Annotated in this window: 13 protein-coding genes; 7 read left to right on the top strand and 6 right to left on the bottom strand. The window is 59.3% G+C overall.

Translation table 11 applies throughout. The annotated features are described in order from the left end of the window. Window positions 1-140 precede the first annotated feature (140 nt). Together ACODTY_RS11325 and ACODTY_RS11320 are read right to left on the bottom strand one after the other, a co-directional pair. A complete protein-coding gene (locus tag ACODTY_RS11325) occupies window positions 141-746 on the bottom strand; it encodes a hypothetical protein (RefSeq protein ID WP_488994366.1) in 606 nt (201 codons plus the stop codon). Between the two features lie 106 nt (window positions 747-852). Then, a complete protein-coding gene (locus ACODTY_RS11320) occupies window positions 853-1,464 on the bottom strand; it encodes a hypothetical protein (protein WP_488994365.1) in 612 nt (203 codons plus the stop codon). Between the two features lie 137 nt (window positions 1,465-1,601). Between ACODTY_RS11320 and ACODTY_RS11315 the strand changes: the two genes are divergently transcribed. Then, the gene (locus ACODTY_RS11315) at window positions 1,602-1,817 is read left to right on the top strand and encodes a helix-turn-helix domain-containing protein (protein WP_488994364.1); all 216 of its coding nucleotides are present in this window, start codon (window positions 1,602-1,604) and stop codon (window positions 1,815-1,817) included. A 101-nt stretch (window positions 1,818-1,918) separates the two neighbouring features. On the opposite strand, the gene ACODTY_RS11310 is transcribed toward ACODTY_RS11315, so the two are convergent. Continuing rightward, the gene (locus ACODTY_RS11310; RefSeq protein WP_488994363.1) at window positions 1,919-3,109 is read right to left on the bottom strand and encodes a tyrosine-type recombinase/integrase; all 1,191 of its coding nucleotides are present in this window, start codon (window positions 3,107-3,109) and stop codon (window positions 1,919-1,921) included. A 495-nt stretch (window positions 3,110-3,604) separates the two neighbouring features. On the opposite strand from ACODTY_RS11310, the gene kdpF reads away from it, so the two are divergent. The 6 genes from kdpF (at window position 3,605) to ACODTY_RS11280 (ending at window position 11,604) form a co-directional block, all read left to right on the top strand. Then, window positions 3,605-3,694 (top strand): K(+)-transporting ATPase subunit F, encoded by a 90-nt coding sequence (gene kdpF / locus ACODTY_RS11305; RefSeq protein ID WP_488994362.1) that lies wholly within the window; start codon window positions 3,605-3,607, stop codon window positions 3,692-3,694. 9 nt (window positions 3,695-3,703) lie between these two features. Further along, a complete protein-coding gene (gene kdpA, locus ACODTY_RS11300) occupies window positions 3,704-5,407 on the top strand; it encodes a potassium-transporting ATPase subunit KdpA (RefSeq protein WP_488994385.1) in 1,704 nt (567 codons plus the stop codon). 21 nt (window positions 5,408-5,428) lie between these two features. Continuing rightward, window positions 5,429-7,528 carry a potassium-transporting ATPase subunit KdpB gene (gene kdpB, locus ACODTY_RS11295; protein WP_488994361.1) on the top strand — a complete coding sequence of 700 codons (2,100 nt, stop codon included), beginning with the start codon at window positions 5,429-5,431 and terminating at the stop codon, window positions 7,526-7,528. Between the two features lie 12 nt (window positions 7,529-7,540). Continuing rightward, window positions 7,541-8,104, top strand: a complete 564-nt coding sequence (kdpC, locus tag ACODTY_RS11290; protein WP_488994360.1) for a potassium-transporting ATPase subunit KdpC — start codon at window positions 7,541-7,543, stop codon at window positions 8,102-8,104. 120 nt (window positions 8,105-8,224) lie between these two features. Then, on the top strand, window positions 8,225-10,918 hold the full coding sequence (locus ACODTY_RS11285) for a DUF4118 domain-containing protein (RefSeq protein ID WP_488994359.1): 2,694 nt from the start codon (window positions 8,225-8,227) through the stop codon (window positions 10,916-10,918). Further along, on the top strand, window positions 10,915-11,604 hold the full coding sequence (locus ACODTY_RS11280; protein ID WP_488994358.1) for a response regulator: 690 nt from the start codon (window positions 10,915-10,917) through the stop codon (window positions 11,602-11,604). Before ACODTY_RS11285 ends, ACODTY_RS11280 begins: the two co-directional genes overlap by 4 nt. A gap of 32 nt (window positions 11,605-11,636) precedes the next feature. Here ACODTY_RS11280 and ACODTY_RS11275 read toward each other — a convergent pair whose 3' ends face one another. The 3 genes from ACODTY_RS11275 to atpD all read right to left on the bottom strand — a co-directional run bounded on the left by ACODTY_RS11275 (window position 11,637) and on the right by atpD (window position 14,701). After that, on the bottom strand, window positions 11,637-11,915 hold the full coding sequence (locus ACODTY_RS11275; protein ID WP_488994384.1) for a D-Ala-D-Ala carboxypeptidase family metallohydrolase: 279 nt from the start codon (window positions 11,913-11,915) through the stop codon (window positions 11,637-11,639). A gap of 741 nt (window positions 11,916-12,656) precedes the next feature. Then, window positions 12,657-13,064 (bottom strand): F0F1 ATP synthase subunit epsilon, encoded by a 408-nt coding sequence (locus ACODTY_RS11270; RefSeq protein ID WP_488994357.1) that lies wholly within the window; start codon window positions 13,062-13,064, stop codon window positions 12,657-12,659. A 71-nt stretch (window positions 13,065-13,135) separates the two neighbouring features. Continuing rightward, window positions 13,136-14,701, bottom strand: a complete 1,566-nt coding sequence (atpD, locus tag ACODTY_RS11265) for a F0F1 ATP synthase subunit beta (protein WP_488994356.1) — start codon at window positions 14,699-14,701, stop codon at window positions 13,136-13,138. Between the last annotated feature and the right edge of the window lie 51 nt (window positions 14,702-14,752).

Genomic DNA, 14,752 nt, shown 5'->3' with positions numbered 1-14,752 from the left:
GCCAGCAATGGATCCGAAAAATGGGCTCAAAACAGGCCAAGCGGTGGCCTGTGAGAGGCGGAAACGACACGTCCGATACTTGACACCCGGGAACCAGAAAAGAGAGCCGGTGCCCCTTGTTTTCAGCCTCCCAGGCCAAGCTATTCGGGCGGCAGTTCCGCAAAGGGTTGAAAGCCAAGATAGGCAGAGCCACCCTTGAGGTAATCACCATACCAATTCTCGCATGGTAGATCGTCAACTAGCTTGTCGTTATCGTCAAACGTGAGCCCTTTTTCTTCGCTAGCGTACTGTGCGTCGAATAGTTGGGGGTTCGCCTTGTACGACTTAGTAATGAAATGCTTCCCGGCTGGGGTCAGTTTGAAATGACAGTAGTCTGCAACGAACTGTAGCGCGCCCCCAGCCACAGCGCCCCTCGTTTCGCCAACAGGAATCACTTCAAGGAGATGGAAGGGAGCATAGGTACGCGTAGTCTCAAAAGCATGCATAAGGTCGTTGCATTCCGACCGATCCGGCATCCATTTTTCGTACTCGTACTTCCAACGAATCGGACCACTCGTTCGTGCCCTGGCGGCGAATGCCTTCGCTCGTTTCGTCATGTGTGCTCGGCCAATGGCCTCGAAATCGCACACCTCGTTGGCGTTTGCCACGAACGCAGCGACTATGAAAGGATCGCTATCCCATTTTTCCGCATGCGCCGGAGGTACTAGAGAAATCATCCCTACGGCTACAAAGTATATTATATGCATTCCCCCTCCAACGGCGCGGCGACCAAAATTTTACGATCGGTACCGATAACGACAAGTTTTTCAGTCTAGGCGAATTTGCCCACTTACTTGTGATGGATTTTTACTTCTATCGTCTGGAGCGGTTTGACAAGAAAAAGGCCAATACAACAAAAAGTATCAGCGAGAACGCCAGCTGGACCGCCGTAAGGAATACGCCAAACACCAAGTTTGTTTTGATAATATTCATACCCAGAGCCGCAATTCCAAATGTAGCCGCTAGGACCGCCACGAGTATCGCTCCATTGCCAAATGCGCCCTGTGCGTTGTGACTGATCCAGAGCAGAACAACTAGGCATATAACTGACAGAGCCGAGAGAAAAACCCCACCAAACATATGGCCTGCACTTAGGCCGTATCTGCCACAGAGGTTGATTGTCCACGCCAGACTAGTGATTAGAGTTATGACGGTTGCAACCCAGTACGCAGCTTTCCAAGATGGAGGGAAATCGTTCGTAATGCTTTCATATAGGAGGTACATTCCGAGGGTCAGAACGGCCATCAAGATTATGGAACTTATGGTCCCACCAAATGGGATTCCCTCTCTGGGCTGTTCCAATAAAGTCTCGGAAAATTCATCATTGAGTGTGTCTTGCACCTGATCCGGCATCCTACCCCCCTCTTGGAACTCAATCCCCGTCAATCCGGGCTCAGCTAACTTTCCCCAGCCTACCGTGCTCATGCCCCGGCACTCAGTTTCCTACCGCACATTCGCGATCGACAACGAGAGCGCATACGTGGAAAGCGAAATGATCGAAACCACAAAATACATACTATAGTTGAAAACGCCTAGTGGCAATTTAAGCAACGCAGTGACGCATGGATATGCGCGCACTCGTTGGAGAAAATTTCGCCCGTCTCAGACGGGAAAAGGGTTTTACTCAGGAAGAAGTTGAACGGCGCTCAGGCTTTAGCCAGCAGTATCTAAGCGACCTTGAAAGAGGAAAGCGGAACCCCACCGTCATCACTCTTTTCGAACTCGCCCAATCTATCGGAGTTAGTCATCTAGATCTTTTAACGCCCCGCAACGACTAGCTAGCGAAAGAGGAGGTTGCTACACGCTTTCAGTGATACCTTGAAAGTAGGAGTAGCGGTGACGTTTCGTCGCTCAATTACAATTTTACGATCTCAACAATTTAAACCTTCGATTTTCTAGCATTTGCAGCCTTCGTTGCCAAATAGTTAGCCCAGCCCTGCATCAGCTTACGACGCTTTTCAACAGCGTCCGCGCGGCGGTAAGCACGTTCTACGCTATTGCCCACTTCGTGGGCCAGGGCTGCCTCTGCAAGCTCACGAGGAAACGTCGTAGCGTCTCCCGCCCAGTCTCTAAAGGAGGAACGAAAGCCATGTACCGTTGCAGCCACCTTAAGACGTCGCAATAGCATCTCCATAGCGGATGTCGAAAGTGGATGATCTTTTTTCTGCCCTGGAAACACGTAGTCGGACACCCTCGCATTATGAAGCTCCTTGACTAGGTTCAACGCCCGATCAGATAGCGGCACTCGGTGTTCCTTCGCAGCCTTCATCCGTTCGGCCGGAATCGTCCAAAGACCCGAGTTTAGATCGACCTCAACCCATTTCGCGCCGTAGACCTCACCTGATCTTGCGGCGGTTAAGATAAGGAATTCTAGAGCCCGTGCCGCCATCGCGTCAGCGGAACGCAATCTCAATACAAACGCTGGAACGTCATGAAAGGGCATCGCCGTATGATGACCTCTAGCCAGCTTCTTCCTGGCGGGCAGGACATTCTTTAGATGACCACGCCATAGGGCAGGGTTCTCACCTTCTCGCCAACCTTTCGTCTTTGCGAAGTCTAAGACCCTCTCGATACGTCCCCTCAGTCGTGAGGCAGTTTCCGACCTTGTTATCCAGATAGGGCTCAATACCTGCAAAACATCCTCGGTGCCGATCACCGAGACTCTCTTTGCGCGAATAGGTTTGCAATATTCCTCAAGGGTCATTTTCCATTGCGAACGATGCTTCTCGTTGCGCCACGAAGCTTCCATCGAGGTTAAGAACTTGTCTGCGCATTCTCCGAAGGTCGGCTCCGCTTCCTTAGCCCGTTCAGCAATGGGGTCTCTACCCGCTGCAACCACAATCCGACATTCAGCAGCTTTCGCCCGGGCATTTGAGAGTGACACTGCCGGATAGGCACCTAAGCCCATTTCCCGTCGCTTTCCACCTTTGGGTGTCCACATAAATAGCCACGACTTTGTACCAGCTGCAGAGACGTTGAGATACAGACCACCACCGTCGCCATATCGGCCGGACGCCCATTTGTCGGACCTGACTTTCATATCGGATAGTTTCTGAAGTGAGCGCGCCATTTCCCCACTTTCTTCCCCATTTTAGTTTGCGGATAATAGGGAACAGTGACAGACAATAAAAGACACATCACCCCCTAACCTACTGAAGATAAAGGGCTGTGGGAGATGTCTGCGAACAAAGGCAAACAGTAGTATAGCGGACTCCTTCTCCGCCAATCTCCCTTAGCTGGAAATGCCCACAAAGCCCAAATGGCAGTTGTTGCCTGCGCTTTTGTAGCGGCTGCTGTGAAACGTTAGGCGAGCGGCAAGGATCGGAAACCACCGTTCCATATATGTAAAAACTATATCCGCCGACGAACACCTCTCTCGAAAATATATGCCGCTCCGATCATTTTCCGGGCCTTGACACGGTCGACGCATTGCCCGTTCCGGCACAGCCTCGACCAAGGAGAACGGCTCAATGCTCGACGTGATCTTGCTGGCGCTTGGCCTCGGCTTCTTCGCCCTTCTGATCCTCTACGGCATCGCCAGCGAAAAGCTCTGAGGAGAAATCCGGTGACCCTCGACTATGCAGCGAGCGGCCTCGTGGCTGCACTCATCCTTGTCTACCTGGTCTACGCGCTCGTGCGCCCTGAACGATTTTGAGGTCTTATGATGACCACCAATGGCTGGCTCCAGATACTGGTCTTCTGTGCGATCATCATCGCACTGGTAAAGCCGCTCGGCTGGTACTTGACGCGTGTCATGGCGGGCGAACGCACCTTTATGTCGCCCATCCTGCACCCGCTCGAGCGCCTGCTCTATGCCGGAGCAGGAGTGGACGAGCGCCAGGAACAACACTGGCTGACCTATACGACGGCGATGCTCGTCTTCAACGCGGCCGGCTTCCTGTTCCTGTTCGGGCTGCAAAGGCTGCAGGGTCTGTTGCCGTTCAACCCGATGCAGATGGGCGCCGTTTCGCCTGACTCGACCTTCAACACCGCGGTCAGTTTCGTCACCAACACCAACTGGCAGGGCTATGGCGGCGAAAGCACCATGGGCTACCTCGTCCAGATGGCAGGGCTGACGGTGCAGAACTTCGTTTCGGCCGCTACCGGCATCGCCATCGCAATGGCGCTGATCCGCGGCTTCTCGCGTGCTTCGGCGCGCACGGTCGGCAATTTCTGGACCGACCTGACCCGCTCGATGCTTTACGTGCTTTTGCCGCTCTCCTTCCTGTGTGCCCTGTTCTACGTCAGCCAAGGGGTTGTCCAGACGCTGGGTTCCTATGTCGACGCAACCACCGTCGAGGGTGCAAAGCAGACGATCGCGGTCGGCCCCGCAGCCTCCCAGCTTGCCATCAAGATGCTCGGCACAAATGGCGGCGGCTTCTTCAACGCAAACTCCGCTCATCCCTTCGAGAACCCGACCGCGTTGACCAACCTGATCGAGATGGTCTCAATCTTCGCCATAGGCGCTGCCCTCACCAACGTCTTCGGACGCATGGTCGGCAATGAACGCCAGGGCTGGGCGATCTTCGCAGCCATGGGCGTGCTGTTCCTTGCCGGCGTCGCCGTCACCTACTGGGCCGAAGCCGGCGGCAATCCGGCCTTTGCGGCACTCGGCATCGAGGGCGGCAACATGGAAGGCAAGGAGGTCCGCTTCGGCATTGCCACTTCGGCGCTGTTTACCGTGATCACGACCGCCGCGTCCTGCGGGGCCGTGAACGCCATGATCGACAGCTTCATGCCGCTTGGCGGGCTTATCCCGCTCGTCAACATGCAGCTTGGCGAGGTCATCATCGGCGGCGTCGGTGCAGGTCTCTACGGCATGCTTTTGTTCGTCATCCTGGCGATCTTCATCGCCGGGCTGATGGTCGGCCGCACGCCCGAATATCTTGGCAAGAAGATCGAAGCCCGCGAGGTCAAGATGACGATGCTGGCCGTGTTGTCGCTGCCGCTCGCCATTCTTGGTTTCACCGCCGTCGCGGTCCTGTTGCCGACCGGCCTCGCTTCGCTCGCCAATGCCGGCCCGCACGGCTATTCGGAAATCCTCTACGCCTACACCTCCGGCACTGCCAACAATGGCAGCGCGTTTGCAGGGCTTTCCGCAAACACGCCATGGTACAACGTGACCATCGGGCTCGCCATGTTGATGGGTCGCTTCCTGGTCATCGTGCCTGTCATGGCAATCGCCGGCTCACTGGCGATGAAGAAGACCGTACCTGCATCGATCGGCACTTTCCCCACCGATGGCGGCTTGTTCGTCGGGCTCCTGGTCGGCGTGGTGCTGATCGTCGGCGGCCTCACTTATTTCCCGGCACTCGCGGTCGGCCCGATAGTCGAGCATTTCGCGATGCTTGCCGGACAATCGTTCTGACCGGTTGCACAGGAGTTGATCATGGCAAAATCCACTGACATCAGCATCTTCGATCCCGGCATCGTCTGGCCGGCCATCGGTTCAGCCTTCAGGAAGCTGCACCCGATGGCGCAGATCAGGAACCCGGTCATGTTCGTCGTCGAGGCAGTGGCGGCGCTGACGACGCTGATCTTCCTTCGCGATGTCTTCACGGGAGGCGGTCGGCTGGGCTTTTCGTTTCAGGTCATCTTGTGGCTCTGGTTTACGCTCCTCTTCGCCAATTTCGCCGAAGCCGTCGCCGAAGGCCGCGGCAAGGCCCAGGCGGATGCGTTGCGCAAGACGCGTACCCAGACCGACGCCAAGTTGTTGTCCGCCGACAGGGCCACGTATGAACTTGTACCAGCCACAAGCCTGAAAGTCGGCGATGTCGTGGTCGTCGAGATCGGCGACATCATCCCATCCGACGGCGAGGTGATCGAAGGCATCGCCTCGGTCAACGAAGCGGCGATCACCGGCGAGTCGGCGCCCGTCATCCGTGAATCCGGTGGCGACCGCTCGGCTGTCACCGGCGGCACCCAGGTGCTGTCCGACCAGATCAAGGTGCGCATCACCGCCGCAGCCGGTTCGACCTTCCTCGACCGCATGATTTCGCTGGTCGAAGGGGCGCAGAGGCAAAAGACGCCGAACGAGATCGCGCTCAACATCCTGCTTGCCGGCATGACGCTGATCTTCGTTCTGGCCGTCGCCACCATTCCAAGCTTCGCCGCCTATGCCGGAGGCACCATTCCGGTCGTCGCCCTGGTGGCTCTGTTCGTGACCCTGATCCCAACCACTATCGGCGCCCTGCTTTCGGCCATCGGCATTGCCGGCATGGACCGGTTGGTGCGCTTCAACGTGCTCGCCATGTCGGGGCGCGCGGTGGAGGCGGCAGGCGACGTCGATACGCTTTTGCTCGACAAGACCGGCACCATCACGCTCGGCAACCGCCAGGCGACGGAGTTCCTGCCGCTCGCCGGCGTTGCCGAACAAGAACTCGCTGACGCCGCGCAACTGTCCTCGCTTGCCGACGAGACGCCGGAAGGCCGCTCGATCGTCGTGCTGGCCAAGGAGAAATATGGCATTCGCGGGCGCGACATGGGGCAGTTGCACGCCCATTTCGTACCGTTCAGCGCCCAGACGCGCATGAGCGGCGTGGATTTCGACGGCAGCGCGATCCGTAAGGGCGCAGTGGACGCCATGCTGGCCTTTGTCGGCAGCCCCAATGCAGCTTCTGCTGCACATGGAGCAACCGCACGGACAGCGCTCAAACCCGGCGTATCGACCGATGCTGTACGCGAGCTGCAGCAGATCGCGGGGCAGGTTGCCAAATCCGGCGGAACGCCGTTGGCGGTGGCCCGCGACGGCAAGCTGCTCGGCATTGTCCACCTCAAGGACATCGTCAAGGGCGGCATCCGCGAGCGCTTTGCCGCCTTGCGCCAGATGGGAATCCGCACGGTGATGATCACCGGCGACAACCCGATGACGGCGGCAGCCATTGCGGCAGAGGCCGGCGTCGACGATTTCCTTGCCCAGGCAACACCCGAAAACAAGCTTGAGCTCATCCGCGCCGAACAGGCCAAGGGCAAGCTGGTGGCGATGTGCGGCGACGGCACCAACGATGCGCCAGCGCTGGCCCAGGCCGATGTCGGCGTGGCGATGAACACCGGCACCATGGCCGCGCGCGAGGCCGGCAACATGGTCGATCTCGACAGCGATCCGACCAAGCTGATCGAGGTGGTGGAGATCGGCAAGCAATTGCTGATGACGCGCGGCTCGCTGACCACTTTTTCCATCGCCAACGACGTTGCGAAATACTTCGCCATCATCCCGGCGATGTTCGTCGCCTTCTACCCGCAACTCCAGGCGCTCAATGTCATGCGGCTGGGGTCACCTGAAAGCGCCATTCTCGCGGCCATCATCTTCAACGCACTCGTCATCATCGCACTGATCCCGTTGGCGCTGAAGGGCGTGAAGTATCGCGCCATCGGCGCAGGCGCCCTGCTGCGCCGCAACCTGCTCGTCTACGGTCTCGGCGGCATGATTATCCCGTTCATCGGCATCAAGGCGATCGATATCGTCATCACCGCAGTCGGCCTTGCCTGAAGGATCACTGAAATGCTTGCTCAATTGCGCCCCGCGCTCATCATGATCGTCGCACTCACCTTGATCACCGGCCTTGCCTATCCGCTCGCCGTCACCGGCATCGCGCAGGTGGTGTTTCCGGGCCAAGCCAATGGCAGTCTGGTCGAACGCGATGGCCGCATCGTCGGCTCCACGCTGATCGGCCAGGCTTTCACCGGGGAAAAGTATTTCCATCCGCGCCCCTCGGCAGCGGGCGCCGGCTACGATGCCGCCCTCTCCGGCGGCTCCAATCTCGGCCCGACCAGCGCCAAGTTGATCGAGCGGGTAAAGACTGAGGCTGCAACACTCGCGGCGCAGAACCCCGGAACGCTGGTACCGGTCGATCTCGTCACCACCTCGGGCAGCGGGCTCGACCCGCAAATCTCACCGCAGGCGGCACTCTTTCAGATACCGCGCGTCGCCAAGGCACGCGGACTTTCCGAAGATGCCGTTCGCGCGATAGTCGAAGCCCACGTGGAGGGACAGGCACTCGGCCTGTTTGGCGAGCCGACCGTCAACGTGCTCACACTCAACCTGGCGCTCGATACCGCCGGTTAGGATGGAACGACAAATGGATTATCTCGATGGCGTCGGCCTTGCAGAATCGCAGAACCGCGACGATGTTCACTTTGGCTCTGCCGCCGGCGGCTCATGACGAGGCAGGTGAACGGATAATCGATGCCGGACCAGAACGGCCAGGACAAGCGCCCCGACCCCGAAGCCCTGCTCAAGGAAGCCTCGCGGGAGACGCGCGGCCATCTCAAGGTTTTCCTCGGCGCCGCTCCGGGTGTCGGCAAGACTTACGAGATGCTGCTGAGCGCCGCCGCGCGCAGGCGCGAAGGTGTGGACGTCGTGATCGGCGTGGTCGAGACGCATGGGCGCGCCGAGACCGAAGCCCTGGTTGCAGGCTTCGAGGTTGTTCAAAAAAAGCGGCTTGACTACAAGGAACGCCGACTGGACGAGATGGATCTCGACGGCCTGCTCGCCCGCAAGCCGCAACTCGCCCTCGTCGACGAACTGGCGCACAGCAACGCGCCGGGCAGCCGGCACCCGAAACGCTACATGGATGTCGAAGACCTGCTTGCCGCCGGCATCGACGTCTACACCACTGTCAACATCCAGCATCTGGAGAGTCTGAACGACATCGTCGCTCAGATCACCCGTATCCGTGTGCGCGAAACGGTGCCGGACGCTTTCCTCGATCGCGCCGACGATATCGAGGTTATCGACCTCACCCCGGCGGACCTGATCCAGCGACTGAAGGAAGGTAAGGTCTATGTTCCGAAGACGGCGGAGCGGGCGCTTTCGCATTACTTCTCGCCGGGGAACCTGACGGCGCTACGCGAACTAGCGCTGCGGCGGACCGCCGAGCGGGTCGACCAGCAATTGCTGACCCATATGCAGGCGCACGCGATACAAGGTCCGTGGGCAGCCGGCGACCGCGTGCTGGTGGTGGTCAACGAGCACCCCAAGGCGGCCTCACTGGTCCGCTATGGCCGCCGCATGGCCGAACGGCTGCAAGGGCCATGGACCGCGCTTTATGTCGAGACGCCGCGCGCGCTGAGATTGACCGAGCCGGAGCGCGACCGCATCGCCAACGCTCTAAGGCTTGCCGAACGCCTCGGCGGCGAAGCTGTGACCATCCCAGGCAGGGAGCTTGCCAGGGAAATCCTCGACTACGTGGCGAAGAACAACTTCAGCCACATCGTCATCGGCAAAAGCCAACGCTCGCGCTTGCACGAGATATTGTTCGGGTCAGTTACTTACGAGATCGTGCGGCGCGCCGGTGACGTTTCGGTGCATGTAATTTCAGGTGAAACCGGCCGTGCCTCGCCCACCAAAGAGGCGGCCCCGAAAGCGGCCGACGCGTCGTTCGAGTACTGGCCATATCTGGCATCCACCGGTCTGGTCGCGGCTGCTTCGGTGTGTGGCGTGCTCCTTGCCCGCATCCTCGACGTTCAGAACATCGCCTTGGTGTTCCTGACCGCCGTGCTAGCCAGCGCCGTGACCTTCGGCCTGCGAGCCGCTCTCTATTCCAGCCTGCTCAGCGTGTTCGCGTTCAACTTCTTCTTCCTGCCACCCTATTACAGCGTCACCATCGCCGATCCCGAAAACGTCGTGGCCCTGTTTTTCTTTCTGGTGGTGGCTCTGATCGCCAGCAATCTCACAGCCAGCGTACGCAGCCAGGCCACGGTGGCGCGCAACCGGGCAAAGACCACGGAAGATCTCTACAGGTTCAGCGCCAAATTGGCCGGCATCGCATCGCTCGATGATCTGATGTGGACCATCTCTTCGCAGGTTGCCTCGATGCTGAAGGTTCGTGTCGTCCTGTTTTTGCCGGAGAACGGCTCGCTGGAGCTGAAATCCGCATGGCCTCCGGAAGATGTCGCCGAAGAAGCCGATCTTGCGGCCGCAAAATGGTCCTGGGAAAACAACAAACCGACGGGACGAGGTGCCGATACCTTGCCTGGCGCGCAAAGATTGTTTCTGCCGATGCGCACTGGCCGGGGGCCGGTTGCTGTCATCGGTGTCGACAGCGACAAGATCGGTCCGATCCTGTCGCCCGACGAGCGACGGCTGCTTGATGCGCTGACAGATCAGGCAGCAATAGCGATTGAACGCATCAATCTGGCCAATGATATCGACAGGGCGGCCCGCGCAGCCGAACACGATCAGCTTCGCGCAGCCCTTCTGACGTCAATCTCGCATGACCTGCGCACGCCACTCGCGTCGATCCTTGGTGCCGCCGACAGCCTCGCCACTCTTCCCGAACTCGCACAGAGCGACCGCAACGACCTTCTGTCGACAATCCAGGAAGAAGCGGAGCGGCTGAACCGGTTCATCGCCAATCTACTCGACATGACGAGGTTGGAATCGGGCGCGCTTGAACCCAACACGAGCCTTGTCGATATCAGCGAGGTGGTGGGCAGTGCGCTGCGCCGAGCCGGCAAGATCCTTGCTGGACACCATGTCGAGACCAACATTGCTCACGATCTTCCGATGCTTGCTCTCGATGAGGTGCTGTTTGAGCAAGTCCTTTTCAACTTGCTCGACAATGCCGCGAAATATGCTCCTGCAGGTACCACGATCGGCCTTCGGGGTTGGTGCGATGGCGCCTTTGTGCGCTTGCAGGTACTGGATGAAGGAGAAGGCATTCCTGAGAGCGAACTTGATCGGGTCTTCGACAAGTTCTACCGGGTCCGCAAAGGCGACAGCCAACGCGCCGGTACTGGTCTGGGTCTTGCAATTTGCAGGGGGTTCGTCGAAGCCATGGGGGGCACGATCGAGGCCGGCAACCGCGAAGCGGGAGGTGCGGTTTTCACCATAACACTGCCGGTTTCCAAAGGCGGCAAGACAGGCGCTGCGTCATGAGTGTTGTTGCAGCAAACATACTGGTAGTCGATGACGAGCCTGCGATCCGTCGCTTGCTGCGCACAAGCTTGTCTTCGCAAGGCTTTCAGGTTTTGGAAGTGGCAGACGGCAAGCATGCGCTTGCTGAAATCGAACGATCACAGCCCGATCTGGTCATTCTAGATCTGGGGCTGCCCGACATTTCCGGCCTGGACCTGATCCGCACCGTGAGAGCCGGTGGCTCCGCCATACCGATCCTGGTGCTGTCGAGCCGCGCCGATGAGACGGGCAAAGTCGAGGCGCTCGACCTCGGCGCCGACGATTACGTTACCAAGCCGTTTGGAACCGGCGAGCTTTTTGCCCGGGTTCGCGCAGCGCTCAGGCATCGTCTGCAGCAGCAGGGCGAGCAACCGATTTTCCAAAGCGGCAATCTGAGCGTGGACCTCGTGCGCAGGATCGTGCGCGTGGAAGGTGCCGAAGTGAAGCTTTCGCCGAAGGAGTACGACATTCTGCGCCTTCTTGTGGCCCATGCAGGCAAGGTGCTGACCCACCGTATGCTGATGAGCAATGTCTGGGGCGGCGAGACCGACGTTCAATACCTGCGCATCTACATCCGCCAACTTCGACAGAAGATCGAGGCCGACCCCGAACAACCGCAACATATTCTGACAGAAACCGGCGTCGGCTACCGTCTCAAATTGGCTTGATCGGCCGCGTCGAATTCCAGACTGATGTGACGTCAGCGTCTCTTGCGGCGTCCTCGGCCATCCACTCTGTGATGTCCCTTGTACGAGCCGACGGCGATGTGGATGTGGTGCATGGCTCCACTGTAAGTGATGACTTCAAGCGGTTGCGACTGCAGCCATCGCACCGCCGCGCGCTGGTTTCCCTTTACCTTGAAATCCACGGCCTGGCACCGGGCGTGCTTCGACCGCTTCCTGGTGCCGGCGATAACTGCTCCGCGGCGGTAAGTCGATATGATCAGCACCCGACCATAGTTGCGCGAAATATGAGCCATCGCAGCCCGAAGCGAACCCGGCAGGCATTTGGTGGAGGCTGCTTGTGCGGGAGGAAGGCAAAACAGCATGACGAGAAGCGCCGCCGACAGCGCGCAGAAGATACTGGTTCCAGGCGAGCGCCTTCTTCGCGCAAAGACAGACCGTTGGGATGTCGTTGCGACATACCCCTGATCAGGTATCCTCCTGAATGGGCCGATGAAATCAGCCCCTGAAAAACCCGTACACCAACTCAAACAAACCTGGCGCGAAAAAGAGCGCCACCTTCCGTCAAGAACAGCGCACGCAAACATCTCTCATTCACGAAGAAAAGCTATCCATCGGCAGGATGACCTACCTCTGGCGGGCTAGAATATAGAGACAACCATCTATTGAAAAACACAGTCAATCTAGGCTGGTCGATCTATTTTCGATCGCCACCACCAGAACAACTTTCCGGCGCGCGAATGCGGGCCAAAATCTGCGCCTGCAGTGCGGCCAGAAATGCAGGCTTCGCTATCAAAGAACCATCTTTTCGTTAAGCCATTCTTCACCATGGCCGGGCATGGTTGCAGACCTGCGGCCCAGTACTGAGTACCGCGGCGCGCAAGCGCCCAGGCAACAGCCCGCGTCTCCTACCGGAGGCGCGGGTCTCTTCATTTTCGACTGCTTGTAGGTCGAGCACACGACCGGCCGAAAGCTCGACGCCTGACAATAAAAAGCCGGGCGAACCCGGCTTCCTGGTTTAGAGAGCGTCTTATTGCTCAGGCTGGCAAGATAGCGCCTTCCAGCGTGGTGAGCTGGTTCAGGAACTGCTCAGCCTTGGTGCGGCTGCCTTCATCCTTGGCGTCGGCAACGTCTTCGCGCGCCTCCTGGATGCGGCGCGCAATATCGGTGCGGTCGATGTCCTTAACCGACACCGCAGACTCTGCCAGAAGCGTGCAGCCCGTGGGCAGGATGTCGGCGAAACCGCCGAACACAACGTAGCGCTCTTCCTGTCCCGATGCAGCCTTCAGCGTGACCACACCCGGCTTGATCGTGGTCATGACCGGCGCGTGATTGGCCATCACCGTCATCTCGCCCTCAGCACCCGGAATGACGACGGATTCGACCTGTTCCGAAACAAGCAGGCGCTCCGGCGAAACCAGTTCGAATTGAAAGCTCTCAGCCATGACGTCTCACAGTGGTTTGGGTCGATCTGCGCGGACTTTGAATTTGAAGCCCGCGCAATCTCAATGATGCTTTAAGCCGCTTCGGCTGCCAGGCGCTGTGCCTTCTCGACCGCTTCATCGATGCCGCCGACCATGTAGAAGGCAGCTTCCGGAAGGTGGTCGTACTCGCCGTTGCAGAGGCCCTTGAAGCCCTTGATGGTGTCGGCGAGGTCGACGAGCTTGCCCGGCGAGCCTGTGAACACTTCGGCGACGAAGAACGGCTGCGACAGGAAGCGCTCGACCTTGCGGGCACGCGCAACGGTCAGCTTGTCCTCTTCGGACAACTCGTCCATGCCCAGGATGGCGATGATGTCCTGCAACGACTTGTAGCGCTGGAGAATCGACTGCACCTGACGCGCAACCTGATAATGCTCTTCGCCGACGATCATCGGGTCAAGCATGCGCGAGGTCGAATCGAGTGGATCAACCGCCGGATAGATACCCTTTTCCGAGATAGCGCGGTTGAGAACCGTCGTCGCGTCAAGGTGGGCGAACGAGGTCGCCGGCGCCGGGTCGGTCAAGTCGTCGGCCGGCACGTAGATCGCCTGCACCGAGGTGATCGAACCCTTGGTGGTGGTGGTGATGCGCTCCTGCAGCGCGCCCATGTCGGTGGCAAGCGTCGGCTGATAGCCCACGGCCGACGGGATACGACCGAGCAAAGCCGACACTTCCGAACCCGCCTGCGTGAAGCGGAAGATGTTGTCGACGAAGAACAGCACGTCCTGGCCCTGGTCGCGGAAGTATTCAGCGACGGTAAGACCGGTCAGGCCAACGCGAGCGCGCGCTCCCGGCGGCTCGTTCATCTGGCCGTACACGAGTGCTGCCTTGGAACCTTGGCCACCACCCTTCTTGTTGACGCCGGATTCGATGAACTCGTGATAGAGGTCATTGCCCTCGCGGGTACGCTCGCCAACGCCGGCGAACACCGAGAAGCCGCCATGTGCCTTGGCGACGTTGTTGATCAGTTCCTGAATGAGAACCGTCTTGCCGACGCCGGCGCCGCCGAACAGGCCGATCTTGCCGCCGCGGGCATAAGGCGCGAGCAGGTCGAGAACCTTGATCCCGGTGACGAGGATCTGTGCTTCCGTCGACTGGTCGACATATTCCGGAGCCGGCTGGTGGATGGCGCGATGTTCGATCGCATCGACCGCGCCCTCTTCATCGACCGGCTCGCCGATGACGTTGATGATGCGGCCAAGCATGCCAGGGCCAACCGGAACCTGGATCGGCGCGCCCGTGTCGGTCACCACCTGTCCGCGAACCAGACCTTCGGTCGAGTCCATCGCGATGCAGCGCACGGTGTTTTCACCAAGGTGCTGGGCGACTTCCAGAACCAGCCGGTTACCGACGTTCTGCGTCTCCAGAGCGTTCAAGATGGCCGGCAGGTGATCTTCGAACTGCACGTCGACGACGGCACCGATGACCTGGCGAACCTTGCCGGCAGCGCCGCTGGCCTTCGCAGCCACGCGCGGAGCCTTGGCCGCGGCGGCAGGTGCTGCCGCCTTCTTGGCCGGTGCCGCGGCCTTTGCCGGTGCGGCAGCCTTGGCCGGAGCTGCCTTCTTAGCGGTCGCCTTTGCGGGGGTCGCTGCTTTCGCCATCGTCTTTACCCTTTTTCGTCCGTTTGTTTCTTACACGCTTCCGCGAAGGCC

This window comes from Mesorhizobium sp. FG116 (genome assembly GCF_057809835.1).
The sequence above is the reverse complement of the archived record's forward strand: the minus strand, read 5'-3'. Positions and strand labels throughout refer to the sequence as shown.

What these genes read in the sequence shown, in the direction of transcription:
- ACODTY_RS11315 (WP_488994364.1), top strand. Translation starts at nt 1,602, where the DNA reads ATGGATATGCGCGCACTCGTTGGAGAAAATTTCGCCCGTCTCAGACGG.
- ACODTY_RS11325 (WP_488994366.1), bottom strand. Translation starts at nt 746, where the DNA reads ATGCATATAATATACTTTGTAGCCGTAGGGATGATTTCTCTAGTACCT.
- kdpA (WP_488994385.1), top strand. Translation starts at nt 3,704, where the DNA reads ATGACCACCAATGGCTGGCTCCAGATACTGGTCTTCTGTGCGATCATC.
- ACODTY_RS11275 (WP_488994384.1), bottom strand. Translation starts at nt 11,915, where the DNA reads ATGGCTCATATTTCGCGCAACTATGGTCGGGTGCTGATCATATCGACT.
- ACODTY_RS11280 (WP_488994358.1), top strand. Translation starts at nt 10,915, where the DNA reads ATGAGTGTTGTTGCAGCAAACATACTGGTAGTCGATGACGAGCCTGCG.
- ACODTY_RS11320 (WP_488994365.1), bottom strand. Translation starts at nt 1,464, where the DNA reads ATGAGCACGGTAGGCTGGGGAAAGTTAGCTGAGCCCGGATTGACGGGG.
- ACODTY_RS11270 (WP_488994357.1), bottom strand. Translation starts at nt 13,064, where the DNA reads ATGGCTGAGAGCTTTCAATTCGAACTGGTTTCGCCGGAGCGCCTGCTT.
- atpD (WP_488994356.1), bottom strand. Translation starts at nt 14,701, where the DNA reads ATGGCGAAAGCAGCGACCCCCGCAAAGGCGACCGCTAAGAAGGCAGCT.
- ACODTY_RS11310 (WP_488994363.1), bottom strand. Translation starts at nt 3,109, where the DNA reads ATGGCGCGCTCACTTCAGAAACTATCCGATATGAAAGTCAGGTCCGAC.
- kdpB (WP_488994361.1), top strand. Translation starts at nt 5,429, where the DNA reads ATGGCAAAATCCACTGACATCAGCATCTTCGATCCCGGCATCGTCTGG.
- ACODTY_RS11285 (WP_488994359.1), top strand. Translation starts at nt 8,225, where the DNA reads ATGCCGGACCAGAACGGCCAGGACAAGCGCCCCGACCCCGAAGCCCTG.
- kdpC (WP_488994360.1), top strand. Translation starts at nt 7,541, where the DNA reads ATGCTTGCTCAATTGCGCCCCGCGCTCATCATGATCGTCGCACTCACC.